General features: G+C 61.1%; 27 protein-coding genes. 18 read left to right on the forward strand and 9 right to left on the reverse strand.

Translation table 11 applies throughout. The features are described 5' to 3' along the window. Nucleotides 1-38 precede the first annotated feature (38 nt). The gene (locus tag BB347_RS16465) at nt 39-266 is read right to left on the reverse strand and encodes a hypothetical protein (RefSeq protein ID WP_076583489.1); all 228 of its coding nucleotides are present in this window, start codon (nt 264-266) and stop codon (nt 39-41) included. Nucleotides 267-378: 112 nt separating this feature from the next. After that, the gene (allB, locus tag BB347_RS16470; RefSeq protein WP_076583491.1) at nt 379-1,746 is read right to left on the reverse strand and encodes an allantoinase AllB; all 1,368 of its coding nucleotides are present in this window, start codon (nt 1,744-1,746) and stop codon (nt 379-381) included. Nucleotides 1,747-1,994: 248 nt separating this feature from the next. Here allB and BB347_RS16475 point away from each other — a divergent pair, with 248 nt between their 5' ends. From BB347_RS16475 to BB347_RS16490, 4 genes are all read left to right on the forward strand, one after another. Next, nucleotides 1,995-2,963: an NAD-dependent epimerase/dehydratase family protein gene (locus tag BB347_RS16475; RefSeq protein WP_076583492.1), complete on the forward strand. Its 969-nt coding sequence runs from the start codon at nt 1,995-1,997 to the stop codon at nt 2,961-2,963. Nucleotides 2,964-3,101: 138 nt separating this feature from the next. After that, nucleotides 3,102-3,455: a hypothetical protein gene (locus BB347_RS16480; RefSeq protein WP_076583494.1), complete on the forward strand. Its 354-nt coding sequence runs from the start codon at nt 3,102-3,104 to the stop codon at nt 3,453-3,455. Between the two features lie 387 nt (nt 3,456-3,842). Continuing rightward, the gene (locus tag BB347_RS16485) at nt 3,843-4,346 is read left to right on the forward strand and encodes a helix-turn-helix transcriptional regulator (RefSeq protein WP_076583495.1); all 504 of its coding nucleotides are present in this window, start codon (nt 3,843-3,845) and stop codon (nt 4,344-4,346) included. Between the two features lie 289 nt (nt 4,347-4,635). Further along, the gene (locus tag BB347_RS16490; RefSeq protein ID WP_157525004.1) at nt 4,636-7,083 is read left to right on the forward strand and encodes a DUF7282 domain-containing protein; all 2,448 of its coding nucleotides are present in this window, start codon (nt 4,636-4,638) and stop codon (nt 7,081-7,083) included. Nucleotides 7,084-7,188: 105 nt separating this feature from the next. On the opposite strand, the gene BB347_RS16495 is transcribed toward BB347_RS16490, so the two are convergent. Together BB347_RS16495 and BB347_RS19435 are read right to left on the reverse strand one after the other, a co-directional pair. Beyond that, complete coding sequence (locus BB347_RS16495) at nt 7,189-7,692, reverse strand: DUF7344 domain-containing protein (RefSeq protein ID WP_076583505.1); 504 nt, start codon at nt 7,690-7,692, stop codon at nt 7,189-7,191. A 412-nt stretch (nt 7,693-8,104) separates the two neighbouring features. Then, nucleotides 8,105-8,266 carry a DUF7563 family protein gene (locus BB347_RS19435; RefSeq protein WP_168170974.1) on the reverse strand — a complete coding sequence of 54 codons (162 nt, stop codon included), beginning with the start codon at nt 8,264-8,266 and terminating at the stop codon, nt 8,105-8,107. A 678-nt stretch (nt 8,267-8,944) separates the two neighbouring features. On the opposite strand from BB347_RS19435, the gene BB347_RS16505 reads away from it, so the two are divergent. The 3 genes from BB347_RS16505 (at nt 8,945) to BB347_RS16515 (ending at nt 10,978) form a co-directional block, all read left to right on the forward strand. Then, nucleotides 8,945-9,277: a winged helix-turn-helix domain-containing protein gene (locus BB347_RS16505; protein ID WP_076583508.1), complete on the forward strand. Its 333-nt coding sequence runs from the start codon at nt 8,945-8,947 to the stop codon at nt 9,275-9,277. A gap of 236 nt (nt 9,278-9,513) precedes the next feature. Continuing rightward, nucleotides 9,514-9,789: a PadR family transcriptional regulator gene (locus BB347_RS16510; RefSeq protein WP_076583509.1), complete on the forward strand. Its 276-nt coding sequence runs from the start codon at nt 9,514-9,516 to the stop codon at nt 9,787-9,789. Nucleotides 9,790-9,970: 181 nt separating this feature from the next. After that, nucleotides 9,971-10,978: a DUF1616 domain-containing protein gene (locus BB347_RS16515; protein WP_076583511.1), complete on the forward strand. Its 1,008-nt coding sequence runs from the start codon at nt 9,971-9,973 to the stop codon at nt 10,976-10,978. Between the two features lie 414 nt (nt 10,979-11,392). On the opposite strand, the gene BB347_RS16520 is transcribed toward BB347_RS16515, so the two are convergent. Then, the gene (locus tag BB347_RS16520; protein WP_076583512.1) at nt 11,393-11,920 is read right to left on the reverse strand and encodes a DUF7344 domain-containing protein; all 528 of its coding nucleotides are present in this window, start codon (nt 11,918-11,920) and stop codon (nt 11,393-11,395) included. Between the two features lie 421 nt (nt 11,921-12,341). Between BB347_RS16520 and BB347_RS16525 the strand changes: the two genes are divergently transcribed. Genes BB347_RS16525 through BB347_RS16545 form a run of 5 tightly spaced genes read left to right on the forward strand, consistent with a single transcriptional unit; the run spans nt 12,342 to nt 17,790 of the window. Then, nucleotides 12,342-12,920 carry an acyltransferase gene (locus tag BB347_RS16525; protein WP_076583513.1) on the forward strand — a complete coding sequence of 193 codons (579 nt, stop codon included), beginning with the start codon at nt 12,342-12,344 and terminating at the stop codon, nt 12,918-12,920. Between the two features lie 50 nt (nt 12,921-12,970). Beyond that, nucleotides 12,971-14,179, forward strand: a complete 1,209-nt coding sequence (locus BB347_RS16530) for a DegT/DnrJ/EryC1/StrS family aminotransferase (RefSeq protein WP_076583646.1) — start codon at nt 12,971-12,973, stop codon at nt 14,177-14,179. Further along, the gene (locus BB347_RS16535; protein WP_076583515.1) at nt 14,176-15,165 is read left to right on the forward strand and encodes a Gfo/Idh/MocA family protein; all 990 of its coding nucleotides are present in this window, start codon (nt 14,176-14,178) and stop codon (nt 15,163-15,165) included. The genes BB347_RS16530 and BB347_RS16535 overlap by 4 nt, the downstream gene beginning before the upstream one ends. After that, a complete protein-coding gene (locus BB347_RS16540; protein ID WP_076583517.1) occupies nt 15,162-16,742 on the forward strand; it encodes a nucleotide sugar dehydrogenase in 1,581 nt (526 codons plus the stop codon). The genes BB347_RS16535 and BB347_RS16540 overlap by 4 nt, the downstream gene beginning before the upstream one ends. Beyond that, a complete protein-coding gene (locus tag BB347_RS16545) occupies nt 16,735-17,790 on the forward strand; it encodes a glycosyltransferase family 2 protein (protein WP_076583647.1) in 1,056 nt (351 codons plus the stop codon). The genes BB347_RS16540 and BB347_RS16545 overlap by 8 nt, the downstream gene beginning before the upstream one ends. A gap of 149 nt (nt 17,791-17,939) precedes the next feature. Here the strand turns inward: BB347_RS16545 and BB347_RS16550 are convergent, their stop codons facing one another. Further along, complete coding sequence (locus BB347_RS16550; protein ID WP_076583518.1) at nt 17,940-18,158, reverse strand: hypothetical protein; 219 nt, start codon at nt 18,156-18,158, stop codon at nt 17,940-17,942. A 308-nt stretch (nt 18,159-18,466) separates the two neighbouring features. On the opposite strand from BB347_RS16550, the gene BB347_RS16555 reads away from it, so the two are divergent. Continuing rightward, nucleotides 18,467-18,898 carry a hypothetical protein gene (locus BB347_RS16555; protein ID WP_236996014.1) on the forward strand — a complete coding sequence of 144 codons (432 nt, stop codon included), beginning with the start codon at nt 18,467-18,469 and terminating at the stop codon, nt 18,896-18,898. A gap of 159 nt (nt 18,899-19,057) precedes the next feature. Beyond that, nucleotides 19,058-19,438 (forward strand): hypothetical protein, encoded by a 381-nt coding sequence (locus BB347_RS16560; protein ID WP_076583520.1) that lies wholly within the window; start codon nt 19,058-19,060, stop codon nt 19,436-19,438. A 71-nt stretch (nt 19,439-19,509) separates the two neighbouring features. Here the strand turns inward: BB347_RS16560 and BB347_RS16565 are convergent, their stop codons facing one another. Then, nucleotides 19,510-19,860: a thioredoxin family protein gene (locus BB347_RS16565; RefSeq protein WP_076583521.1), complete on the reverse strand. Its 351-nt coding sequence runs from the start codon at nt 19,858-19,860 to the stop codon at nt 19,510-19,512. Between the two features lie 290 nt (nt 19,861-20,150). Here BB347_RS16565 and BB347_RS16570 point away from each other — a divergent pair, with 290 nt between their 5' ends. The 3 genes from BB347_RS16570 (at nt 20,151) to BB347_RS16580 (ending at nt 23,731) form a co-directional block, all read left to right on the forward strand. Further along, nucleotides 20,151-20,483: a hypothetical protein gene (locus BB347_RS16570; protein WP_076583523.1), complete on the forward strand. Its 333-nt coding sequence runs from the start codon at nt 20,151-20,153 to the stop codon at nt 20,481-20,483. Nucleotides 20,484-20,746: 263 nt separating this feature from the next. Further along, entirely contained in the window at nt 20,747-22,102 is a 1,356-nt protein-coding gene (gene glnA, locus BB347_RS16575) for a type I glutamate--ammonia ligase (RefSeq protein WP_076583524.1), read from the forward strand. A 237-nt stretch (nt 22,103-22,339) separates the two neighbouring features. After that, entirely contained in the window at nt 22,340-23,731 is a 1,392-nt protein-coding gene (locus BB347_RS16580) for an ATP-binding protein (RefSeq protein WP_076583526.1), read from the forward strand. Between the two features lie 49 nt (nt 23,732-23,780). On the opposite strand, the gene BB347_RS16585 is transcribed toward BB347_RS16580, so the two are convergent. Then, complete coding sequence (locus BB347_RS16585; RefSeq protein WP_076583527.1) at nt 23,781-24,014, reverse strand: MarR family transcriptional regulator; 234 nt, start codon at nt 24,012-24,014, stop codon at nt 23,781-23,783. 217 nt (nt 24,015-24,231) lie between these two features. Here BB347_RS16585 and BB347_RS16590 point away from each other — a divergent pair, with 217 nt between their 5' ends. Beyond that, nucleotides 24,232-24,561 carry a hypothetical protein gene (locus BB347_RS16590; RefSeq protein ID WP_076583649.1) on the forward strand — a complete coding sequence of 110 codons (330 nt, stop codon included), beginning with the start codon at nt 24,232-24,234 and terminating at the stop codon, nt 24,559-24,561. 17 nt (nt 24,562-24,578) lie between these two features. Here BB347_RS16590 and BB347_RS16595 read toward each other — a convergent pair whose 3' ends face one another. Continuing rightward, nucleotides 24,579-25,409 carry a metallophosphoesterase gene (locus BB347_RS16595; RefSeq protein WP_076583529.1) on the reverse strand — a complete coding sequence of 277 codons (831 nt, stop codon included), beginning with the start codon at nt 25,407-25,409 and terminating at the stop codon, nt 24,579-24,581. Nucleotides 25,410-25,423: the final 14 nt, after the last annotated feature.

The raw sequence follows: 25,423 nt of genomic DNA on the forward strand, positions 1-25,423 counted from the left end.
CTCGAGAGACGCAGTGAAAACGGAGTGGCAAGTGACCGTTAGTCCGCTGGTTCCGGGTCGTCGATCGCATCGTCGAGTCCGTGTAACTCCGCGGGACCGACGGCTTCGTTCGCGCGATCTTCGCTGATTTCTCGGTTTTTCGAGTCTTCGTGCTGGGGTTCGACGACTGGGTCCGTATCGCCGTCCGTTACCGAGAGGTAGACTGATCGGAGTCGTTTCGCCTGCTGGGCGTCGGCGTCGTCCGCATCGGAGTCGGAATCTGACATTGCGGGAGGTCCTCATCCGTGGCGGAGGGGTGGATATTTCTTATAAACCGATTGCTGATTTCAGGTTCTGATAATCCTCGCGGTAAACGACAGTTTGCGTCGAGAACGGTCGCTACTCGAGTGTGACTCGCGTTCCGTGCCCGGAGTCGCCGACGACGGAGCCGTCCTCGTAGACGACTTCGCCGCGGACGACGGTCGACACCACGTTTCCGGTGAAGGATTCGCCTTCGAACGGCGTCACGCAGTTTTTCGAGTGAAGCGCCGACGCGTCCTCGAGCGTCCACTCCTCGTCGGGGTCGACGATCGTAAAGTCCGCGTCGGTCCCGACCTGCAAGGAGCCCTTCTGTGGGTACATCCCCCAGACCTGGGCGGGTCGGGCGGCATGGCGACGAACCCACTCCTCGAGCGTGAGTCGGCCCTGATCGACGAAGGTGAGCATGGCCGGAATCTCGGTCTCGAGGCCGACGAAACCGGAAATCGCGTCCCACGTGTTGCCAAAGGGGTCGTCGACTTTCTTCTCCTCGGGGGTGTGGGGGGCGTGGTCGGTAGCGATGCAGTCGATCACGCCGTCGTCGATGCCGATGTCCCACAGTTTCTCGCGTTCTTCGGCGTCGCGGATCGGCGGCTGAATGCGAGCCGGGTTCCCCTTCTCTCGCATGACGTCCTCCGTGAACCAGAGGTAGTGGGGCGTCGTCTCGGCGGTGACGTCGACGCCGCGATCCTTGCCGCGTGCGACGGCTTCGGCCGCCGAACCGGAGGAGACGTGGTACATGTGGATCTTCACGCCCGTCTCCTCGGCGAACGTGATCATTCGTTCGACGGCCTCGCGCTCGGCGACGACCGGCCGGGAGTGGGAGTGGTGAATCGGGTCGTTCTTTCCCGCCGCTTTGAATTGCGCCGTGTAGTGGTCGATGATCTCGCCGTTTTCCTCGTGGAAACCGAGTCGCTTGCCCGTCTCTCGGATCGACTTCATCGCCTCGAGAATCTCGCCGTCGTTCGGCGGCGGCACGTCGCCGACGGTCGATCCGAGGAAAATCTTGAACCCGAGTGCGCCGGCGTCGTCGAGGTCGGGAATCAAGTCGAGGTTCCCCGAGGTGACAACGACGTAACTCTGAAAGTCGACGTGCGCCGAGGCCTCGCCGCGGTCGAACTTGAGCTCGAGGTGCTCGGGTCGGTCGATGACGGGGTCCGTATTGGGCATGCCGACGACGGTCGTCACGCCGCCAGCGGCGGCCGCTCGCGTCGCTGACTCCCAGTCTTCCTTGTACTCGAGGCCGGGTTCCCGGTTGTGAATGTGACAGTCGATGGGACCCGGAACGAGTACGTTCCCGTCGCCGTCGAGTTCGCGGTCGGCGTCGGGGAGGTGGTCGCTGCGACAGACTGAGACGATCTCACCGTCCTCGACGGCGACACCCGCGTCGGGCGTTCGCCCGGCCGGCGTGACGACGGTACAGTTGCTCACGACGAGGTCGACGGTCATTGACGGGGGTTGTCACGGGGACCGCATATAGCTTCTGTTGCCCGATTTGGTGGCGTCACTTCCGTGCATTCGGTTTCGATCTCGACGGACGCTCGAGTGCCCCTCACGCCGGCCGAGAAACAGCATCGTACTGCTCGAGATCTGCATCAGGATCGGCGAGACACGACGTATTTCCCGATTCGTAGGACGCGGATACGCCGTCCGTACGAGTCGCATACTAAACGGCGGGGAGGTGCTTCAGCGAGTAGATGGACTCGCCAGCGATTCGCGATCAGACGGTACTCGTGACCGGTGGGGCAGGCTTTCTCGGCAGTCACCTCGTGGAAGCGTTGACGCCACACAACGACGTCCGAATCCTCGATAACTTTTCGACGGGGGACGCGGCGAACGTGCCCGAGGAGGTGACAGTCATCGACGGAGACGTCGGTGATCCGATCGCGCTCCAGCAGGCCGCCCGCGGCGTCGATATCATCTTCCATCACGCAGCGATCGTGAGCGTCTCCCAGAGTGTCGACGACCCGCGCCGAAGCAACGAGACGAATCTCGAGGCGAGTCTCTTAGTCCTCGAGCAGGCGCGACAGGAAGACGCGCGGGTCGTCGTCGCCTCGAGCGCTGCGGTGTACGGCCATCCCGACGAGTTGCCGGTGGCGGAATCGTCGTCGACCGAGCCGATGTCGCCCTACGGCATCCAGAAACTCGCGCTCGATCAGTACACGCGACGTTACGCCGAGTTGTACGACCTGCCGACGGTGTCGTTGCGATACTTCAACGCGTACGGTCCCCGCCAGCAGGGGCCCTACAGCGGCGTTATTTCGACGTTTATCGAGCAGGCTCGAGCCGACGAGCCGATCACGATCGAAGGCGACGGGGAGCAAACGCGAGATTTCGTCCACGTGAGCGACATCGTTCGCGCGAATCTGTACGCCGCGACGACCGACGACGTCGGGGAGGCGTACAACATCGGCACGGGTGCCAAAACGTCGATCACGGACCTCGCCGAGATCATTCGAACCGCGACGGGGTCGTCCTCGTCGATCGTTCACCGCGACCCCCGTCCCGGCGACATCAGACACAGCCGTGCCGACGTCTCGAAGGCAGCCCAGACGCTCGGCTTCGAATCGCGAATCGACCTCGAGCGAGGAATTCACTCGCTCGTCGAGGAGACGCGACTCGCACCGACTGGGAGCGACCCGGAATTTATCGAACGGTCTGCCTAACCGCGAGTGGCCGGCGAAACGACAACGAGATTTCTGGTAAAAATTATAGCGAAAACCGACGTTTCGCCGCGATACACTGCTCTTTTCGTGAGTGTAGGTGAAAGATAACTAACGGTATCCGTGGCCTCGAGAGAACGTATGATCGAAAGCCTCATCGTCTTCGTCGTGAGCCTGCTCATCGGTGCTGTTGGCATTTTCGCCGGCGCAAAGGTGGTGGTCGACGCCGAAGACTACACGTACGCGCTCATCACGGCCCTGTTAGGTGCCGTTATCTGGGCCGTCGTTGGGTTCTTCTTCGGTTGGATCCCACTACTCGGTCCGCTCCTGGTACTGCTCGCGTACCTCGCAGTCGTCAACGCACGGTATCCAGGCGGGTGGGTCGATGCCGCCGCGATCACGATCGTCGCGTGGCTGTCGGTCCTAATCGTCCTCTACGTGCTGGCGCTTATCGGCGTCACCGGATTCGACGCCGTCGGCGTCCCCGGCGTGTGATTTTTCGCTGATTCACGAGCACCTCGAGCGACCGACCGTGGGTATTCAAGGCGTGAACCTACCCCACTCCGCCGCGACACTGCTCGCATGGTACTCGCGTCGTCAACGCACTGGCGTGTGTTCGCCGGGACAGCACAGGCTGTCGACTCGAGGCCACACGTCGCACACTCGCGTTCCTGACCCACGCCACGAGCGTGATCGGAAGCCGATCATCGCCTCGCCTCCTCACGTGCCACGCGCCATTCCCGCGTTCGATCGCACTATCGAGGAGCTATCAACCATCATGAAATATGAAATAATACGAATAAGAACACGATGAAAAATGATTTGAGAAGCGGTATCGACGGTATAGAGAAGCGTGAGTGAAGCCAGATCAGTCTATCTCACATGACCAGTCAGTTCCACGGATCCGCCACGACGCTCGTCTCTCCTGAGACAGCAGGCATCGAATCAGTAACCACCGACATTTCCATCTGGTCCGCGCCGTTCGTGGCCGCCGGCGTCGGCCACCCAGTGCAACTCGAGTGGAGCCCACACATCGCTGCGCTCCTTGGCATCCTCGGTCTCGCACTCCTCGGTGGTGTTCTCGTCGTCCGCAACCGACTGGGTAGTCGCGACTCGTTCTCAGCCGACTCGAGTACGCACACCGAAGAGTTCCTCACCGATCGAGAACAGGTTCAACAGCTCATTCAGGACAACGGCGGCCGGATGAAGCAATCTCGGATCGTCGACTCCGTCGACTGGTCGAAGGCCAAAGTCAGCAGATTACTCGCCGAACTCGAGGAGGAAGGGCGGATTACGAAGCTCCGACTCGGCAGAGAGAACCTCGTCTGCTTGCCCGGACACGAGCCGACGGCCTCACAATCACCCGAGCGACCGACGAACGAGTGACGATTCGACCGCGGACGGCCGTCGGCTGGTAACGGACACCCACTCGAGCGGATTCGTCGCCGACTGTCAAACTCGCCCGGTCGGCTGTAACTCATTTTCGATTTGGCTCGCCGTCCTGCGATTGCACCGATAGCCCGTCGTCGCAAACCGTATCAGCAATCGTTGATTTCGAGCGTCGAACGAGAACTGGAACCACGTCTGCTGGCCCGTAGTATCCAATTTCGGCTCGTAATGGTTGTGCCGGTTTAAGCGAGCCTCCAGCCATTAGCCGATGCCTTCCGGCACAGACATGACTACACGTAATCAGCTACTCGTGGTACTCACCGTCTTGATGATGATTTGCTCGAGCGGGGCGATGGTAGCAGGTGCCGCACCTGCGACCGTCGACGAGCAAGACGATGGGTACGACGACTCAGAAGCGGGCGAGGACACAGCACCGGACGACGAACCTGACGACGCACCACCGGACGCGGATGACGACGCGGATGTGGATGACGACGAGGTCGGGCCGCCCGACGACGTTGACGATCCCGATGCGCCCGACGATGACGACTTCGACGACGTCGATGACGACGAGGCACCTGACGACGACGCTCTCGACGACGATGGCGTCGACGACGATGCCGACGCAAGCGTGACGTTTAGCGACCAAGAACTCGAGGACGATACCGTCGTGGTCGACGAGGTTGCCCTCGAAGACGGTGGCTTCGTCGCGATTCACGACAGTAGCGTACTCGCAGGAAACGTCCTCGATAGCGTTATCGGCTCCTCGGAGTACCTCGAGGAGGGGACGCACGATGACGTCGACGTAACCCTCGACGAGTCACTCGAGGAAGACGAGACGCTCGTCGCGATGGCCCACCACGATACGAACGACAACCAGGAGTTCGACTACGTCGAGAGTGACGGCGAGGAAGACGGCCCGTACGTCACTGAGGACGGCGAGCCGATCGCTGATCAGGCAGTCGTTTCGGTCGGTGACGACGTCGATCCGAACGACGACGATGCACCGGTCGATGACGACGCGCCTGTGGACGATGCCCCTGATGATGCACCAGTTGACGATCCGGTCGACGATGACGACCGACCAGCGGACGTCGATGATGACGAAGTAGATGACGACGAGGTCCCTGATGACGAGGCCCCAGACGACGCAGCTGAAGACCGGCCAGACCATGACGCTGACGACGACAGGGCAGATGATGACAAGGTAGATGACGACGACAAACCGGTAGATGACGCCCCTGAGGACGACAAGCCTGCTGAGGAGAAGCCTGACGACGACAAGGCAGACGATGACGACAAAGTAGACGATGACGACAAACCGGTAGATGACGCCCCAGATGATGACGAACCTGCCGAAGAGAAGCCCGATGACGACAAGGCAGATGACGATGACAAAGTAGACGATGCGCCTGAGGATGACGAGCCTGCCGAAGAGAAGCCCGATGACGACAAGGCAGATGATGACGACAAAGTAGACGATGCGCCTGACGACGAACCTGCCGAGGAGAAACCTGACGACGATAAGGCAGATGACGACAAAGTAGACGATGACGACGACAAACCGGTAGATGACGCTCCTGACGACGACGGACCTGCTGAAGAACCTCCTGCAGCGGACGGACCTGACGCAGACGACCCTGACGACGACGCTCCGGTCGACGACCCGGATGACGACGCTGTCGAAGAAGACCCCGATGACGCACCAGACGACACGATCGACGTGCTCGTCGAAGAACTGATCGTCTTCGTCCACGTCGACGAGACGCCCCACGAGATGCCAGCCAACGGTGACGACGTGGACATGAACGATGTCGACGACAACGACGTCGACGTGAACGGAATCGACGACAACGACGTCGACGACAACGATTACGAGGCTGACGACGACTACAACGGCGTCGATGACAACGACGTTGACGACTACAACGGCGTGAACGACAACGACGTTGACAACGATTACAATGGCGTCGATGACGACGCTAACGACGTCGAAATCGACAGCGACGACCCCGCCGCTGACGACGTTCCCGAAGATGCCGTGACCGACGAACTCGAGGACGCCGGCTACACGCTCACTGACGTCGAACTCACCGTGACGATCGACGAAGTGACGATCGTACCGGTGACCGGCGAGGACGACGTGGCGAACGGTATGGACTCACCAGCGGACACGCCAGCTGACGGCGACGACGGACCAGCCGATGACGACGCGCCGGCTGACGACGGACCGAACGGTCCAGCGATGGATGACGACGAACCAGCCAACGATGGACCAAACGGTCCAGCGATGGACGACGATGACGGTCCACCAGGTGAGGACGGACCGAACGGCCCACCAGTCGATAACGGTCCGGACGACCCACCGATGGACGACGATGACGGACCAGCCGATGATGGCGTCGAAGACGATGCTGCCGACGACGAGCCAACACCAGAAGTCGATGACGACGACTACGACATCGTGATCGAGCAGGCGACGCTCTTCGTCTTCATCTCCGACGCCGACGAGATGCTCGAGGACGCACCTGACGACGATCCAGTCGATGATGCGCCTGACGACGACCCGGTCGATGATGCCCCTGAAGACGATGCTGTCGACGATGAGCCCGCTGACGGCCCCGCTGACGACGGCGTCGAAGACGATGTCGACGCTGCAGACGAGCCCGTCGATGACGGGCCTGCGGACGACGACTATGCCGAGCCACAGCCAGCAGTCGTTGCAACGAGCTAAGTAGCAACCGTCGACGAGGCGGACGATTCAGCCTTTTTTCGCCGCCGGACGAGACGCTCCAGGCGTCGTGAGTACACTCGAGCGATGGACAACGATCTACCGTCCTTACGCCAGTAATCGGTAGAGGCTGCTGGCAGCGACGACTAACAGGACGATCACGCTCGCGAACACGGGATCGATACTCGAGACGACCGGTGCGCCGATTCCGGCGAACGCGATGACGGCGAGTCCGAGAACGCAGATTGCGAAGTGCAACTGGAGGACGGTCGGGCCGCTTGCACCGTGGCCGTTGATGTACTGTAGCACGTCCTCGAAGTGTGTGCCCGGTTGAATCGTTTTCGCCTCGGAATCGTACTCGATGACGTCGTCTTCTTGGAGTTGGGGGAGGTGAGTCTGTTGTAAGGAGACGTAGACGCTTTTGTAGAGATTGTTCGGGACTGGCGTCGTGTCGGTCTCGGTTGCAGCGATTTCGGAGGCGACGTCGGAAACGTCGACCTGTCCACCGTCTTCGGCGAGCAGTTGGACGATAGCCCGACGTCTATCGTTTCCGAGGATGTGGAACACCTCGCTTTCTGCGAGTGACTCGCTGCGGTTAGTCTGAACAGACATCGATCAAGAAGAGCGCGTATTTTTGACGAAGCGTCCACCACCAGCTACCATACACCTCGCTCGTTCGTAGACCACTAACTTTAACTTTTGCAGACTAGGTCTCGGGAATTCACCAGCCGTCACAGCCACCGCTGCGATGGTCGAAGTAAGCTGAGGATACGCTGCTGTTCGTTCGATGTGGGATCATCCGGACTGGAATTCGAGCGGACTGTAACCGACGTGCGGTGTACGCTATTGGACCCGTACACCGAAGGAGATCGACGGTTCGTCTGGTGGCTCGCTTCGGACGGTGAGTAGCTGTCTGGGAGCGGTAGCTCGTCGACGAGTGAGAGACAGCCCTACCGTCGTGGGTTACGAGAGAAACCAGTACGAATGGGACAGCACAGGAACGACTCGAGAGATTGTCTGCAAACTACTCACGCGGGAGGTGGCCGCCCGATTGCATTTCTCGATAGGTCGTACAACCCGGACAACCGTGGACCACATCGCCGTTGTCACCGAAGACGCGGGCAAATTGTTGGGTGACGTGGGTTCCGCAGTTTCGACAGCGTGCACCTGCAGTCGACGATTCCATCGGTTTCCAGTCGTGTTGGGGGGTTTTCATGGTTGGGAGTGAACTCGGACGAGTGACGGCGACGAGTTTCGTCTGAACGTAACCTGCGACGGTCGTTCCGTCGAGTCACGGCCAGACGAGTCGCGTCCCGTCACCGACTTCGCCCGGGCGTCACTCCAACAGCGAGTGTAAACGCGAATAAAGGACGACGACCGTTCACTCCAAACGTCTCGGTGAGTGTCGCGAAATAGCGGTTTTCCAGTCTGTATCCCGAGATAACCAGTGATTCACCCGACCCTCGAGTGTCGCCGATTTGTCGACGACGACGCGCCTGCGGACGAGGCTTGCTACTGTTCACTGACGCGAGAGAGTGAACATGTTGGGGGAGCGAACAGTGTGAACCTCTGGGTGACTTCACGTGTCTTTTCGTGCAGTTCACGATCAAACAGTCGATTAGCTCTATTGGGACGGTCCGAAAGCACCCATTTCCAGCTAGAAATGGAGAATTTCGGTCGAGAATGATCTTGTTTCGGGATATAAGGTACATCGTTATAAAATACCACTATCGCTTACTCATCTTCGTGTTGGAACGTACTGGAACGTCCGAGAGAATCAGTCAGTCTTCCAGTCGGTCCGAGCCGAGGCCACCGCTCACAGGAGTGGACGGCGACAGTCTGCGGCAACCGAGTGATTTCGACGATGTCAATGCAAGCGAGTAACACGCCTTCCGAATCGACGCCAGAACCGTCCGCCCAGCTCGACGTCCTCGGGGACGAGTGTGCGCGAACGATCCTCGTCGCGACACGAGACGGGCCGAAAACAGCGAAGGAGCTGACCAAACGCACGGACAGTTCCTCAGCAACGGTGTACAGACGAATCAACAACCTTCTCGAGAGCAATCTCTTGGCCGAGTGCGTTCGGTTCGACGACGATGGCTCACACACGACGGCTTACGAGGCGACGATCGACACGCTTCAGGTACAGATTGGTGGGGATGGGATCGACGTCTCGGTGTCGGAAATCGACGACTGATTTCGAGACTCGAGTGCGTATCACGGTTGTAGCCTGTCTCTATCTGTAGCGAACGCGGAGTACACGAACGTAATGGGTGAGTCGACTGTCAGGCCCGTGTGGACCCACTGGATCGAGACACAGTCGCTCGAACACCCACTTTAATTCGTGAAACATCTTTTGAAAGGAGTTCTAACGCTGCTGTATGATACGGATAACAAATATCTACTCAGGGGAATGGTCTTTGTGATTGAGCAATGCACGATCTGACCGGCTTCCAACGAGACCTCCTCTACGTAATCGCAGGTGCTGATCAACCGTCAGGGCAGACAGTCAAAGACGAGGTCGAAAAGTACTATAGCTCGGAAATAAATCACGGAAGGTTGTACCCGAATCTGGATACGCTCGTCAACAAAGAGCTGGTCGAAAAGGGCCAACTCGATCGACGAACGAACTATTATGCGATCACTGACAGTGGTCGTGAACGAATCGACGAGCGTCGTGAATGGGAAGAACAGTATCTCGACTTCTAAGTCACTCGAGGGATGCCGGAACAGCCTCGCTGCCGCGGAACGTGGCGACCGAGAGACGGATCCGCGGTAATACGGGCATAACAAAACCCGAGAGCGTGCATTGAGCCAACGATTCGAGAATGAGAGGCGTCCTGTCACCGACGAAGCTGCGAACTGACCAGTATCACTACCGAGTCAAGCGATGAGTCACGAAACCACGACGCCGACGCGGTTCAGCGCAGTCCGACAGTACCCGATCGACCTGGCGGCGGTCTCGATCGTCGCCGTAATAGCGTACGTAGTCGTCACCTCCTACGCCGAAGGGAGCGTTCTCAGGCTACTCGCGACCTTCCCACTCGCCTTGTTCCTACCGGGATACGCGCTGGTCTCCGTGCTCTTTCCGGCTGCCGAACGAACGTCGAGACAGCCGAGGACGGCGGGCGGCGACCCAGCCGCCCCCCACCGACCGTCGGGCTACGTCCGCGGGATCGATTGGCTCGAGCGACTCGGGCTGTCGTTCGCGATCTCGCTCGCGATCGTTCCGCTCGTCGGCATCGCATTACCGTTTACGCAGTGGGGACTCACGACCGAACCGATCGCCGCGAGTCTCGTGATCATCACGGTCGTGCTGGCGCAACTGGGCGTCGTCCGCCGACTGCGAACGCCGAAGCCGGAGCGATTTATCGGCTCGCCACTCGAGTCGCTTTCACAGCTTCGACGAGACGAGAGCGCCGTCGCGACGGCGTCGTCGATCGTGCTCGTCCTCGCAGTCGGGCTGGCGGTGGGAGCCCTCCTCGTTGCCTTCCTCGCCCCGTTATCGACGGGCGGGTTCACCGAGTTAGCCCTCTACGGCGAGGACGACGACGGCGACCTCGTCGCAGGCGAGATCGACGACGAGATCGAGGCGGGCGACTCGGTGACGGCGACCGTCTCGATCGACAACCAGGAAGGCGAAGAGACCGACTACTCGGTCGTGATCCAAGAGCAAGTCCTCGAAGACGACAGCGTCGAAGAGCGAACCGACCTCGAGGAACTCGAGACGACCCTCGACGACGGAACGACCGGGACGGACGAACTCACCGTGACGCCGACCGCGGACGAAGGTGAGACGGTCCGTATGAGCGTCCTGTTGTACAGCGACGAGGTGCCCGACGAGCCGACGAACGAGAACGCCGACGAGGACACGTACTTCTGGGTCACGCTCGAGTGATCGCTCGAGGGGCGCTCGCGACTCGCGGATACCGACGCGGCCTTCGTCTTCTCGCTTCGCGTTCGTCCGTCCGTGCAATTTCGACGCCACGCTAGCGACGGCGACTCGTTAGCGGCGGCAACTTGCTAGCGGCGGCGACTGTCGGACGCTCGGGCCACTCGGAATCGAAGGCTGGTCGCTGCGTTCACGTGACTCTCGACGAAACTGGTGGCGGTTGACGCGGGGGCGCGAAGAACCGCCGGAGTCGGATCTGCCGGACTGGAATCGAAGTCGAACCAACGTCGAACCAAAGCCGAACCGAAGTCGAATCTGGCGGAGTAACTCGGACGGAAAGTCGTCGCAACGACGGCTGTGAACGGAGAATGGAGCGCGGTATTTCGAGGGCAGTCGGACGGGTCGTCGGTCCGCTCGGAGTTACAGCGCCAGTGGTGGGTCGAGTTTGGGTCGCCGGGAAAGGTGCTGGACGACCGAGACGGCGAGGACGAGCACGCAGAGGACTAATGCGACGAGCGGCGCGGCCGTCACCGTGAGTGGCCCGACCGAGAAGACGGTGAGCGCGAACGCGATCACGCCGAGTGACGTGACGACCGCGTAGAAGCGATGCCACGGGCGCTGACTCTCGAGGCGGTGATCGAGATACGGATCGAAGACCTCGTCGCCCGGGAGGAGCCTGATGATGTGCTCGTCGGGATTCCAGTCGACGATCCCGTGTTCCTCGAGCATCGGAAGGTGGGTTTGATAGAGCGAGATGTACACACGTCGGCGCTGGGTGCGCGTGACCTCGCTCGGGTCGACATCGTTCTCCCAGGCGGCGACCTGCTCGACGAGCGGTGCGAGATCGCATCGTCGACCCTGTTGCTTGAGATACTGGACGGTTCGGCGTCGCCGGGCGTTGCTAAAGACGTCGAACAACTGCGCTTGTGACAATTCGTGTTCAGACATGAGCGTCCTCGCGGTTCCCAAATGACACCCATTCCCGTACCCCGGGGCTGTTTGGATACCTCACGACACCGAATGCCAGACTATGGCACTTTACTATCTCTCGTCTACCCGGACGAAAGGGAGATGTACCAGTCGGGACTCGTGATTGACGAATAATCCAATATTTCTTTTCGAGTATCCAACTCGAGTGGCCGAACGCGGCGATTTTGGGCTGTCTCGAGGGGGGTTACAGACACTGCGGCGTGAGAACGGTATAGTAGGTGGTTACAGCCGTCGCAGGCCGGGGATAACAAAGCCGTATTCCCGGCTGTATCTGGACGATTGCCCACGCGGGTATCGGTGAATCAATGAGATATCTACGATGCGTAGCAAGTCGACAGGATGCGACGGGTTCGACGAACAACGGCGGAGGTGAACGCCAGTGAGTCGGTTCGTCTGTGGCGAGAACTGTACGGTCGACGACGAGACGACGCTCGGTCACGGTGGGTTCGAGGAACCGACGCGAGTCGGCGACGACGCGACCATCAGAGCCGGCTCGATCCTCTATGGCGACGTCACCATCGGCGACGAGTTTACGACGGGACACGACATTTTGGTCAGAGAAGCGACGACGATCGGCGACGACGTGCTCGTGGGGACCAAGACGGTTATCGACGGCCAAACGACGATCGGCTCCCACGTCAGTTTGCAAACGAACGTCTACATTCCGACCGAGACGACGATCGGCGACAACGTCTTCATCGGCCCGAGCGCCGCCTTGACCAACGACGAGTACCCGATCAGAACGGACAACGGCCTCGAGGGGCCGACGATCGAAGACGGTGCCTCGATCGGCGCGAACGCGACGCTGTTGCCCGGTGTCACGATCGGTGAAAACGCGTTCGTCGCCGCCGGCTCCGTCGTTACGGAAGACGTTCCACCGAACACGCTCGCCGTCGGAACGCCCGCGAAAGAACGTCAACTACCGAAGCCACTCGAGGGGGCGAACCAGCTCGTATGACCGGGACGAACCCCGGCTCAGGGGGAGATTACCCCGAGCGAACGGCGCAGATGGGCGGGACGCGATCGAACGCTCGAGCGGACGGCGGCGTCGCGGAGTCCGACGGTGCCGAGAGTTCAACGAGCAACGCAGATTCGTCGGCCGACGAGTCGACGGAATCCGTTTCGATCGCGGCTCCCGCCCTGGGTCCAGATGCCCTCGAGCGAGTCGAGTCCGTCCTCGAGAGCGGGATGCTCGCCGACGGCCCCGAAGTCAGAGCTTTCGAAGACGAGTTCGCCGACTACTGTGGCACGGATCGGGCCGTCGCCACCTCGAACGGGACGACGGCACTCCACGCGGCGCTCGAGGCGCTCGGGCTCGAAGAGGGTGACGGCGTCATCACGTCGTCGTTCTCGTTCGTGGCGAGTGCGAACGCGATCAGACTCGCCGGTGGAACGCCGATCTTCGCCGATATCGACCCCAAGACGTACACTCTCGACCCAGATACCGTCGAGCGAGTGCTCGAGGAACGAGACGACGTCGTCGGGATCATGCCGGTCCACCTCTACGGGCTGGCCGCCCCGATGGACGACCTCTGTGCGATCGCGGACGAACACGATCTGTTCGTCGTCGAAGACGCCTGTCAGGCCCACGGGGCGGCGATCGACGGCGAGCACGTCGGCGGGTTCGGCGACGCGGCGTGTTTCTCGTTCTATCCGACGAAGAACATGACGACCGGCGAAGGCGGCGTGATCACTACCGATCGAGCCGATGTCGCCGAGCGCGCCGCGAGTTTCGTCAACCACGGGCGAGACGTCGGCTCCGACGGCAACTACGACCACGTCCGTCTCGGCCACAACTACCGACTGACGAGCGTGGCCGGCGCGATCGGTCGCGCCCAACTCGAGCGACTCCCCGAGTTCAACCGCACCCGCAGAGAACACGCCGCCTATTACGACGACGAGTTGGCATCGTTACCACTCGAGACGCCGACGGAGCCGGCGGGCTACCGTCACGTCTACCACCAGTACACGATTTCGACGGACGAGCGAGACGCCCTCGCTGCGACGCTCGCGGATCACGGCGTCGACACCGGCGTCTACTACGGAACACCGATTCACCGACAGCCCGCCTACGAGACGGTGAGTACGGCCGCAGCGGCGCTTCCGCGGACGGAGCGAGCGAGCGAAACCGTCCTCTCGCTACCCGTCCACCCCGATCTTACGGCGGCCGATCGACGAACCGTCGTCGACGTGATTCACGACCACTTCCACTCATGAACCGAACACCCTCCGCACGACCGATCAGCGCCGGCGTCATCGGCGTCGGGTCGATGGGCGAAAACCACGCGCGCGTCTACGGTGAACTGCGATCGGTCGACCTCGCGTGCGTCAGCGACGACGACGACGAGGTCGCCCAGCGGGTCGCCCGCGAGTACGACACCGACGCCGTCGCGTTCGATACCGTCCTCGAGCGCTGCGACGTCGTCACGGTCGCCGTGCCCACGAGCGTCCACTACGACGTCGTCTCGAAGTGTCTCGACGCGGGCGTCCACGTGTTAGTCGAAAAACCGATCGCCGAGACCGTCGAGGAAGGAAGAGCGCTGGCCGAACAAGCGGCCGACGCTGGACTCGTCTTGCAAGTCGGCCACATCGAACGATTCAATCCGGCCGTCCAGACGGTGACGGAACTCATCGACGACCTCGAGGTCATCAGCCTCGAGGCCGAACGGCTCGGTCCGCCCCTCGAGCGAACGTCGCTCGGGAACGTCGTCTCGGACCTGATGGTCCACGATATCGACATCGTCAGGGCCATCCTGGGCGGGCAGCCGGACGCGATGACCGCAATGGGCACCGACGACGGCCAGTACACGACCGCGACGTTGCAGTACGACGACGTGGTGGCCTCGCTGACCGCCAGTCGCGTTACGCAGAAAAAAGTCCGCAGACTCACCGTGACCGCCCGCGAGTGCCTTCTCGAGGTCGATTATCTCCAACAGTCCGTCTTGATTCACCGAAACTCCTACCCCGAGTACGTCGTCGACGACGGGAAACGACGGTACCGTCACGAGAGCGTCATCGAACGCCCGCGAGTCGACAACGGCGAACCGCTTCGTCACGAACTCGAGGCCTTTCTCGAAGCCGTCAGAACCGATTCGGAGCCCGTCGTGACGGCCGAAGACGGGATCGCCGCCCTCGAGACGGTCCAGACGATCTCCGCGCTCGTCGACGAAGAAACCCCCAAACGGGAGGTGCAAGCGCGATGAGCCCCAAAAACGCTGACCGCGAAACAGACGGAACGGCTGGACGTACCGCGGAAGGTAACGACTCGGCAGTCGGTCTCTATCGAGCCTCGTGTCCGAGCGACCGACAGCGCGAATTGCTCACGGGTGGCGAGATTCCGATCGCCGTCTACGGCCTCGGAAAGATGGGGCTCCCGCTCGCTGGCGTCTACGCCGAACGGTTCGGGAACGTCACCGGGGTCGACATCGACCCGGCCGTCGTCGAGCAGATCGCGGACGGCGAGAGCCACATCGTCGGCGAACCGGGTCTCGAGGCGCTGATCGCCGACCAGGTCGACGCCGGTCGACTCGAGGCGACGACGGACGGCCAGCGGGCAGCCTCGACGGCCCGAATTCACGTCATCATCGTCCCGACGCTGCTGGACGACGACCAGCAACCGGATCTGACGACGGTCGAGTCGGTCGTCGACGACATCGCCGCCGGCCTCGAGCCGGATGATCTCGTCGTCGCCGAATCGACGCTGCCGCCGACGAGTTGCCGGGACGTTATCCAGCCCCACCTCGAGCAAGAGAGTGGCCTGTCGGGTGAGGAGTTCGGGCTCGCGTTCTGTCCCGAGCGAACGTCATCCACGACGGCGCTCCGGGACATCCGCGGAGAGTATCCGAAGGTCGTCGGCGGGATCGACGACGAGAGCACCCGCGCCGCCGCCCTCGTCTACGACGAACTCTCGAGCAACGAGGTTCACCCCGTCTCGGACGCGACGACGGCCGAAGCCGTCAAAGTGTTCGAGGGGATCTACCGCGACGTCAACATCGGGCTGGCGAACGAGTTGGGCCGACTCGCGGACGAACTCGGCATTTCGGTTCGCGAAGCGATTCAAACGGCGAACGACTTGCCGATGTGTCAGCTCCACGACCCCGGCCCTGGAGTCGGCGGCCACTGCATCCCCTACTACCCCCACTTCCTGCTTGCTCAGAACGACGAGCCGATGGCCGTGACCCAGACCGCCCGGGAACTCAACGACGAGATGCCGACGGTCGTCGTCGACCGCCTCGAGCGAGTGCTCGCAGCCGAGGACGCCGATCTCGAGGGAGCATCCGTCCTCGTGCTGGGCGTGACCTACCGGCCAGGCATCGAGGAAACGCGAGCCTCGCCGGCGCTCGGCGTGATCGACGCGCTCGCGGAACGCGGGGCCGACGTCGCCGGAATCGATCCGCTCGTCGATCCAGAAGCGTACGGCGCTCGAGCGCTCGAGATCGAGGATCTTTCGGACGAATCGTTCGACGCCGCCGTCCTCGTCACCCCCCACGAGGAGTTCGACGCGATTTCCTGGAACGACCTCGAGCCGATGGTGGTCGTCGACGGCCGAGACGCCCTCGATCTGGCGGAGACCGACCACCGTGTGTACACGCTCGCGGGGAAAGTCGACGGGCAGTCGCCGGCGGCCGGACTCGCGGGCGACGGGCTGAAAGGAGGTGACGAACGGTCGCTCACGGCAGACGGTGGCGTGGGCGAACGGGCTGACGATCGACCGACGACCAGCGTTTCCTCGGCCGACGAGCCGACGACCGACGGCCGACACGGAGGGAACGATGTATAAGGGCAGTCGGGTCGGCGTCGTCGTCACGGCGTACAACGAAGCGCCGTTCGTCGGGACCGTCATCGAGACCGTTCCCGACTTCGTCGACCGAATTTACGTGATCGACGACGATTCGCCGGACGATAGCTGGAGCGTCATCCAGCAGGTCGCCTCGAGACTCAACGACACCGCCGCCAGGGACCTCGAGCCGGCCGTTACCGACGGCGGTGACGGACAGCGAGTCGTTCCGATCCAACACGAGGAAAATCGCGGCTACGGTGCCGCCGTCAAGACGGGCTACAGAAACGCCGTGGACGACGGCATGGACGTCATCGCCGTGATGAACGGCGACGGCCAGATGGACCCCGACATCCTCCATCGGATCATCGACCCCGTCGTCGACGGCGACGCCGACTACGCGAAAGGCAACCGGCTCCTCCATCCCGACGACCGCGAGGATATGTCGGCGTTCAGGTTCTTCGGCAACGCCCTGCTCACCGGGCTCTCGAAGTTCGCCTCCGGCTACTGGGCCATCGGCGACCCCCAGAACGGCTACACGGCAATCTCGAGCGAGACGGTTGAATCACTGGACCTCGACGGGATCACGGACGAGTACGGCTTCCTCAATCACCTCCTCGCGCACTTGAACGTCCACGAACGCCGCGTCGCCGACGTCCCGATGACGGCGATCTACGGGGACGAAGAGAGCAGCATTCGGTACGTCCCGTTCATCCGGTTCGTCTCCCTGTTGTTGCTTCGAAACTTCCTCTGGCGACTGAAAACCAAGTACGTCGTCTCCGAGTTCCACCCGGCCGTCGTCATGTACGGCGCGGGATCGGTCGGAGTGGCCGGTGGAAGCGCCGGACTAGCTGGATCGATCGTGCGAACGCTGCGCGGCAACGACGGCTTCGCCGGAGCGATCGGTTCCTTCGTCGCGTTGGTGCTCGGGATAATCGCACTCGGACTCGGCATCTGGTTCGACGCCGAAGAGAGCGCCGACCTCGAGGTCACGGAGTACGAGTACACCGAGTCACCAGCGAACGCGGAACAGTATCGAGAAGCACCCTGATACGAACTGCTGTGAGTCGGTTCCGACGCAACCGCGACCCGTCCTGGGGTTGTGCCGGTAACTCGTCACAGCAGTCCGTATAACTCGAGGGCGGAGCGTTTTTCTCGCCTCTCGAACCACGCGCCAGCCGAATGCGATGTCGACGAATATTACTCGATCGTGTAGCGGACGATATCGTCGCTCTCACACGCCGGACAACACGTCGTTTCGTCCGAGACGTTCGTTCCGCAGTTTCGACACTCGTAGATAATAGTCGTCTCGCCCCCCGGCGTCGACTCGCCCGCGTTGGAATCCTGCGTCGACGCGGGCGAGTCGGTACTCGTCTCTGATCCGGTAAAGAGATCAGATAGTAAGCGAGAGAGACTCATCGACTAGTGATACCGATTATTTTGCTGATTCATCCATAAGTGTTTCGTGTTCGTTTATCCCGAATGTCGTTTGTGAGAAAATTCATACATATATAGTATTTTTTCGTCGAATAAAACGGTGAAGCCGGCTGCTGTAGTGAATTCGCTGACTCGAGGTCGGAGCGAGCGACCCGAACGAGTCCTCGAGTTACGACGAACCATCTCAATCCGTGGGAACCACTGACAACCACGATGTCGTGTATTTCAACGCCCGTAACCATTAGTTCAGTGAGAAGGCTTATGAAGATATGCTCGGGTGAACCCAGTATATGGAACCCAATCAGGATCCCCCTGCGGACGGAGAATCGAACGCGAGCGAGGAACCCGCGACGGCGGGTACCGATATCGTCGCCCCGTTGCCGGGTAAACCGACGGTAACCATCGCCGCAACGGGATCGGATCGAGAAGCGACCGATCGAGCGACGAACACGCTCACGATCATCGGTCACGGTACGCCCTCGAGTTTCGAGTTGACCGTCGACGGTGAAATTCACCTTCGGAACGAACGCGGTGACACGAACGTCACGATCATCTCCGGTTCGACCGTCGAAGGAACGATCGAACAGGGGACGATTCGCTTCGAATTCACGGGGGAACTCACCGACGTCACGTTCGTCGACCAGCAGATTACGGGCGTCTCACCCGCAACTGCGCCGAACGTGCACCTCGACTACGCCGCCCCGCCGGAATCGCGGCCGTGACACGGATCGGTGTGCCGTTTTACCGGTGCGCTCGACCTGGGTAGCGATCACCGAGACAGAATCACGACAGACCGTCCGAGAACCCGGTGGCCGGATCCAACAGGATCTTGTAGCACGATTGCTTCGGGTTCGGTGAGGACACGACGCAACTCGGAGAGTATGGACGACACGAATCCACCCGACGGCGACCGACCGGACGACACCGACGACTGGGACGACGACGAGGGATGGCTCACCCCCGTCGACGACGACATCCTCGAGTTGATGCAAGAAAACTACATCTACGCACCCAAACACATCGAACAGGAAGGGCTCTGTCGCGGCCCGGACGCGGCGTATCGATGTCGAGAGCTTACGAAGCGAGGGCTGTTAGAGCGCCAGGCGATCGGCATGTACGAGATCACGGACCTCGGCGAGCAGTTCCTCGCAGGCGAGGTCCACCCGAGCGAACTCGCACTCGAGGACGAGGGCGAAGACGCGGACGAGAACGGTGACAATAGCGAAGACAGCGAAGACGACGGCGCAGACCCAACCGAGTAACGACTCTCCGGCAGAACTGGACCCGAGCATCCCCACACGACGAACACCACGATTTGAGCCGCCAGCTTCGTTCACGAAGAGTCGACGGCGTCTGGAAGGTTGCTCTCGAGAAAGGCGACGACCGCCGCAGTAGAGAGGAAGCCGTCGGCGATCCGTCCGACTTCCGTTCCGTCTTCGAAACAACACAGCGTCGGAACCGACTCGAGGGCGAATCGCTCGAGCAGGGCGAGGTCGTCCCCGGGATTGACCAGTCCGATCGGAACGCCGGTTTCACGCGCGACGTTTCCCAGCACGGGTTCCATCGCCTGACACTTTCCGCACCCGCTGGTGTACAACTCGATTAGGGCGACGTCGTGCGTCTCGAGAAATCGATCGAGCGCGTCACCGTCCTCGAGGTGTATCGGGGTTGGCGTCTCGTTCATACACGCGTTCGCACGCGGAACATGAAATCGGTAGCGACCGGGATTCGACGAATTCCGGTCTCGTCGCTGACCGTTCACGCGAGTTGTTCGCGTGAATCCGTCGAAAGCGCGCTCGAGTCTCGGAAGCGATGATCGGTTCGGTCGCGTCTCGTGGACAACGGCTGCGGGTAGCCAAGCGGTCGTTCGCCGCCTCGTTTCGGCTCGTTTCACGTGTAATTCGGTGGATACCCCTGTGGAAGGTACTGAAGTGTCGCCGGTGAATTTGTACCCCAATCCGGTACGGCCGAGCGATGACCCGGCCCGCACCGACGCCCGACGAGCGCGGACCAGCGACGCGAAAATCGACCCTGTTCTGTTGGGGGTGCGATCACGTGAGTCCGATCGACGGCGACTGGGATCAGTGGACGCGACCCCACCACCTCGAGTACGTCTGTCCCGTCTGCGAGACGACGATCATGAAACGACCGCGACGAGATCGCGATCCGATCGATCCGTCCTCGACCCAGTCGCCGCTCACTTGGCACCACGCGCTCAGGGCGACGCTTCACATCTGGCGAGTGACCGTCGGTATCGGACTCACGACTCTCCGAGCAACGGCATCCAACCGGAGTGGCCGTCGGTGACACGACGGCGACGGCAAACTGACTCGAGGAACGGTACTGATCCGTCGACGAGACGAACGATTTGCTCTCGAGGCAGTCACACCGATACGCCATCACCCAGACGAACATCCACTTTCTCTCGAGATTTTACGGGCGATGTCAGCTCGCCTGACCCGATCAAAGAGTGTTGATCGACATATGTCCATCTTTATTCTGATTTAGGTATATTCGCCCACAACAGTAGAGATTTAATAGTAGATTCCGATGTCCTATTCGAGTAGAAGATGACAAGTGGAAGTCTGACCACGGCGGAAGAAACCGTACTGGACGAAATTGAGGAGAAGGACATCGATTTCCTTCGATTGCAGTTCACCGACATTCTGGGGACGGTGAAGAACGTCTCGGTGCCGGCTCGACAGGCCGAGAAGGCGTTCTCCGAGGGGATCTATTTCGACGGCTCGTCGATCGAAGGCTTCGTTCGCATTCAGGAGTCGGACATGCGTTTGGTTCCGGATCCGGACACGTTCGCCGTCCTCCCGTGGAGGCAGAGCGAGGGGGGATCGTCCGCCAGAATGATCTGTGACGTCTACAACACGTCGACCGGCGAACCGTTCGAGGGAGATCCACGACGCGTGCTCAAGAACGCACTCGAGCGCGCCGACGAGATGGGCTACACGGTCAACGCAGCCCCCGAACCGGAGTTCTTCATGTTCGAGGAGGACGAGGACGGCCACGCGACGACCGAAACAGCAGACCACGGCGGCTACTTCGACCTCGCACCGAAAGACCTCGCCGCCGACGTGCGCCGCGACATCATCTACGGCCTCGAGGACATGGGCTTCGAAATCGAAGCGAGCCACCACGAGGTCGCACGCGGGCAGTACGAGATCAACTTCGAGTACGACGACGCGCTCGCGACGGCCGACAACGTCGGCACGTTCCGCACCGTCGTCCGGGCCATCGCCGCCCAACACGACCTGCACGCGACGTTCATGCCAAAGCCGATTCCGAAGATCAACGGTTCGGGCATGCACACGCACCTCTCTCTGATGACCGAAGACGGCGAGAACGCGTTCCACGACGCGGACGACGAGTTCGATCTCTCGGACACCGCTCACTCGTTCCTCGCCGGCATTCTCGAGCACGCGCCGGCGATTACGGCGGTCGCGAACCCGACGGTCAACAGCTACAAGCGACTCGTCCCCGGTTACGAGGCACCCGTCTACGTCGCCTGGTCCGATCGCAACCGCTCGGCGCTAATCCGCAAACCGGCCGCCCGCGTCCCAGCAGCCTCCCGCGTCGAACTCCGCTCGCCCGATCCGTCCTGTAACCCCTACCTCGCGCTCGCCGTCATGATTCAGGCCGGACTCGAGGGCATCGAGCAGGGACTCGAGGCGCCGGATCCGGTTCGAGAGAACATCTACGAGTTCGACGAGGCAAAGCGCGAAGAGTACGGCATCGAGACGCTCCCCTCGAACCTCGGGAAGGCAGTCGACGCCCTCGAGGAAGACGAGGTTATCTACGACGCACTCGGCGAACACATCGGTCCGAAATTCGTCGAGGCCAAATCCCAGGAGTTCGAAGACTACCTCATCGACGTCTCCGAGTGGGAACTCGACCGCTACCTCGAGACGTTCTAACGGCGTCCCGGCTCACCGCAGGGTTTCGATTTTGCTCGCTTTTCGCTCGGTCGTCGCTCACTGGTAGCTCACGGGGTTCGGGTATCTCACTCGTTGTAACAGATCGGTCGCTGATTCTCGAGGGCTATCTCGCTACCTCACCCAGCGAAAGATACTTTGGAGTATCATACTTTAGAGTATCAAACTCTGGAGTACAGTTATCGGGAGGATTATACTGGTCGACAACAAAGAGCGTCTATGGACGCGTTCGTGAACCGAACGGAGGAACTCGAGCGACTGCACGAACTCTACGAGTCCGACGATGCAGAGCTTGGCATCGTGTTCGGTCGGCGACGACTCGGAAAGACCGAACTGCTCAAACAGTCACTCGAGGGGTACGACGACGCCGTCGTCTATCAGGCGAGACAGAAGACGAGCGCGTTGCAACTCGAGCAGTTCGTCGACATCGCGGCGCAGTCGTATCCCGGCGTGGCTCGGATTCGCCAGGAATGGGAGGATATCCTCGGTTATCTTGCGGAGCAAGACGCAATCGTCGTCCTCGACGAATTTCCGTACCTCGTCGAACAGGACCGGAGTTTGCCGTCCGTCCTGCAGGCGATGTTCGATCACGACCTCGATGACTCGTCGTCGACAATCGTCCTCGTCGGGTCATCGATCAGTATGATGGAAGAAGCGGCGCTCCTCGGAAACAGCCCACTGTACGGGCGCTCCTCGCTAAAACTGGATATCCGGCAACTACCGTTCGACGCTGCGATGGAATTCGTCGGCGACGAGTATTCCCCGGCCGAACAGGTCCTCACGTGGGGAATTTTCGGAGGGGTTCCCTACTACCTAGAAGAGATTTCAGCGGCAAACACCCTCGCGGAGAACGTTTACCGGACGATTCTTACCCGGCACGGAACACTCCACGACGAACCAGATTACGTCCTCCGGATGGAACTGAGGGAACCGACTCGATACTTTTCGATCCTCGAGGCGATTGCTGGCGGAAACACGAGTCGTAACGAGATTGCGGGGGCGACGGGAATCGAGTACAATCAGCTATCGAAGTACCTCGATCGACTGGCTCGATTGCGGCTGATCGATCGCCACGTGCCGATCACCGAGCAGAAAGCGCGAAGTAAACGAAGCCGCTACCGAATTCGTGAACCGTTCTTTCGCTTCTGGTTTCACTTCGTCTACGGGAGCGGAGACCGGTACGACGAACTCGGTTCCGATGCGTACGAGACGCTGATCGAACCGAAACTTCCCGATTTCGTCAGTCGATCGTTCGAAACGCTGTGTTGTGGCGCGCTCCGAACGCTCTATCCGGAGTACACGATCACGGAGACGGGACAGTGGTGGTACAAAGACCACGAAATAGACGTCGTCGGGCTGACGACGGAAGACGCACTCGTCGTCGGCGAATGCAAATTCCAACGATCGCCCCTCGGATACGACGCGTTTTCGAACCTGAAACGCCACGCCGAGGAACTTCGCTGGACGCCACCGGATGGACAGGAGCGAGTCGAACAGTACGCACTCTTCTCTCGAACTGGGTTCAAACCCTCCGTCGAAGAAGCGGCGACGGAACGAGACGACCTGCGGCTATTCACGATCGAGGATGTCGTCGACGCAGTGCGAGCCTAGCACTCGAGTTTGCCACGAGGAGTACTGCGAGAACGAATTTCGAGTCAACTCACGCGCTAATAACGTACTCGCCGTTGGCTCGGTCGACGTGGCCAGCACTCGAGAGCGTGTTCAGGATGCTCAGAATGGACAGTTTGGACATCGAGAGCGTCGCGCCGAGGTCGTCGATAGTCGCGCCGTCGGTCGCCTCGAGATAGAGGTACACCAGTTTGGCCTGGGTCGAATCGAGATCGCTTGGAATTGGATCGATGAGCGGAGCGGGTCGGTGTTCTTGTGAACTCATTGTCACCATTGATCCGATTTGGATATATAAATCCACACGTCGGCAGTGTATATATTCGATTAACGGGTTGAGTAGGGTATTTTCAGGACAATCGTCGACTCGTGATCGTCACCGAGTTGTGAGTACGAGCGTGGCGTCGACTTCAGTCACTCCGTCGAACGAGCACACCCACGGATCGCCGACGGTTTGGGCCCTGGTACACAACGTTGACGACAAGATGACGACGAACGATCGACCACGCCCGCCGTCCGCCCTCGAGCAGGACGTCCGGGAACGGCTGGCGGCGCTCGAGTCCCGCGACGTCGAGACGCTTCGAGCGGCCAGCGACTATCTCGAGGAGCTCGCGGCGTGGAAGGTGGCGTCGGCCGAAGCGGGGTCAGGAGCGGACTATGGCGAGCAGAGTGAAGGCGAACCCGATCCAGACGAGTATCCCGCGGACGTTCCAGAGCAAGCGAACGTCTCGGTCAAAGAAATCGCCGGGACGACCTATCACTACTACCAGTGGCGTGAGGGTGATCGAATCGAGTCGAAGACGGTACAGCGCTGACGGGCGTCGCGTTCACCCTACACCGACTGGTACGGCCCGAGTCGCGTTCCGTCGAGCAAGTAGGCTTCGCCACTGGCGATGCCGGCCGGCAAGAACGGTGAGAGAAACGACTGGCCGGGGACGTTGATCCACGTTCCACCGACGAGGTCGTTGAACGCCGGGAGAACCACGACTCGAGGCGGATCAATCGCGCCGTCGCTCAGCCACGAGAGTCCCTCGTACTCGGGTCGCGGTCGGAACGGCTTGGGGTCGAGTTCGCCGCGAAGCCACGTGCGTTCGACGCGGCTGCCGCCCACGTCGTCCTCGAGGCGGACACAGGGGTGTTCGTGGCCGAGACAGAGCACGTCGCACTCGAGTGTGGCCGGTGTGGGCCAGGTGTGGCCGTGACAGACACCGACGGTGCCCGCGCCCAGGTCGATACCGGCACCGGGGACGACCGTCACGCTCGTCTCGATTTCGGCTTCGTCCTCGGTGAGCCACGTCTCGATCGCCCCGTCGTGGTTCCCTTTCACCACCGTGACGGGAATCGTCCGCGGAACGGACTCGAGTAAGACCTCGAGTTCGCCGCGTTCGGCCCCGCCAGGGTCGCCGATCGAGTGCATGAGATCGCCGAGTGCGACGAGTCTGTCGGGATCGGTTCGCTCGAGGAGCGTGAGAAGGCGTTCGCGGCGCTCTGTGGCCCGACTCGGAACCGTAACGCCGCGTTCGGAGCGCAATCCGGCTTCGTAGCCGGCGTGATAGTCGGCGACGAGCAGTGCGCGTTCGTCACCGACGGTCGCAATCGCCACCGGTTCGTCGGGAACCGGTTCGACGCGGGCCACAGTGGATCGACGAGACTCGTCGGACATGAGTAAGCTCGAGG

Origin of the sequence: Natronorubrum daqingense, from assembly GCF_001971705.1 — an archaeon.
Lineage (GTDB): Archaea > Halobacteriota > Halobacteria > Halobacteriales > Natrialbaceae > Natronorubrum > Natronorubrum daqingense.

Bases quoted from the DNA above. Each gene is read 5' to 3' on its own strand.
- BB347_RS16465 (WP_076583489.1), bottom strand. From the start codon at position 266: ATGTCAGATTCCGACTCCGATGCGGACGACGCCGACGCCCAGCAGGCG.
- allB (WP_076583491.1), bottom strand. From the start codon at position 1,746: ATGACCGTCGACCTCGTCGTGAGCAACTGTACCGTCGTCACGCCGGCC.
- BB347_RS16475 (WP_076583492.1), top strand. From the start codon at position 1,995: ATGGACTCGCCAGCGATTCGCGATCAGACGGTACTCGTGACCGGTGGG.
- BB347_RS16480 (WP_076583494.1), top strand. From the start codon at position 3,102: ATGATCGAAAGCCTCATCGTCTTCGTCGTGAGCCTGCTCATCGGTGCT.
- BB347_RS16485 (WP_076583495.1), top strand. From the start codon at position 3,843: ATGACCAGTCAGTTCCACGGATCCGCCACGACGCTCGTCTCTCCTGAG.
- BB347_RS16490 (WP_157525004.1), top strand. From the start codon at position 4,636: ATGACTACACGTAATCAGCTACTCGTGGTACTCACCGTCTTGATGATG.
- BB347_RS16495 (WP_076583505.1), bottom strand. From the start codon at position 7,692: ATGTCTGTTCAGACTAACCGCAGCGAGTCACTCGCAGAAAGCGAGGTG.
- BB347_RS19435 (WP_168170974.1), bottom strand. From the start codon at position 8,266: ATGGAATCGTCGACTGCAGGTGCACGCTGTCGAAACTGCGGAACCCAC.
- BB347_RS16505 (WP_076583508.1), top strand. From the start codon at position 8,945: ATGTCAATGCAAGCGAGTAACACGCCTTCCGAATCGACGCCAGAACCG.
- BB347_RS16510 (WP_076583509.1), top strand. From the start codon at position 9,514: ATGCACGATCTGACCGGCTTCCAACGAGACCTCCTCTACGTAATCGCA.
- BB347_RS16515 (WP_076583511.1), top strand. From the start codon at position 9,971: ATGAGTCACGAAACCACGACGCCGACGCGGTTCAGCGCAGTCCGACAG.
- BB347_RS16520 (WP_076583512.1), bottom strand. From the start codon at position 11,920: ATGTCTGAACACGAATTGTCACAAGCGCAGTTGTTCGACGTCTTTAGC.
- BB347_RS16530 (WP_076583646.1), top strand. From the start codon at position 12,971: ATGGGCGGGACGCGATCGAACGCTCGAGCGGACGGCGGCGTCGCGGAG.
- BB347_RS16535 (WP_076583515.1), top strand. From the start codon at position 14,176: ATGAACCGAACACCCTCCGCACGACCGATCAGCGCCGGCGTCATCGGC.
- BB347_RS16540 (WP_076583517.1), top strand. From the start codon at position 15,162: ATGAGCCCCAAAAACGCTGACCGCGAAACAGACGGAACGGCTGGACGT.
- BB347_RS16545 (WP_076583647.1), top strand. From the start codon at position 16,735: ATGTATAAGGGCAGTCGGGTCGGCGTCGTCGTCACGGCGTACAACGAA.
- BB347_RS16550 (WP_076583518.1), bottom strand. From the start codon at position 18,158: ATGAGTCTCTCTCGCTTACTATCTGATCTCTTTACCGGATCAGAGACG.
- BB347_RS16555 (WP_236996014.1), top strand. From the start codon at position 18,467: ATGGAACCCAATCAGGATCCCCCTGCGGACGGAGAATCGAACGCGAGC.
- BB347_RS16560 (WP_076583520.1), top strand. From the start codon at position 19,058: ATGGACGACACGAATCCACCCGACGGCGACCGACCGGACGACACCGAC.
- BB347_RS16565 (WP_076583521.1), bottom strand. From the start codon at position 19,860: ATGAACGAGACGCCAACCCCGATACACCTCGAGGACGGTGACGCGCTC.
- BB347_RS16570 (WP_076583523.1), top strand. From the start codon at position 20,151: ATGACCCGGCCCGCACCGACGCCCGACGAGCGCGGACCAGCGACGCGA.
- glnA (WP_076583524.1), top strand. From the start codon at position 20,747: ATGACAAGTGGAAGTCTGACCACGGCGGAAGAAACCGTACTGGACGAA.
- BB347_RS16580 (WP_076583526.1), top strand. From the start codon at position 22,340: ATGGACGCGTTCGTGAACCGAACGGAGGAACTCGAGCGACTGCACGAA.
- BB347_RS16585 (WP_076583527.1), bottom strand. From the start codon at position 24,014: ATGAGTTCACAAGAACACCGACCCGCTCCGCTCATCGATCCAATTCCA.
- BB347_RS16590 (WP_076583649.1), top strand. From the start codon at position 24,232: ATGACGACGAACGATCGACCACGCCCGCCGTCCGCCCTCGAGCAGGAC.
- BB347_RS16595 (WP_076583529.1), bottom strand. From the start codon at position 25,409: ATGTCCGACGAGTCTCGTCGATCCACTGTGGCCCGCGTCGAACCGGTT.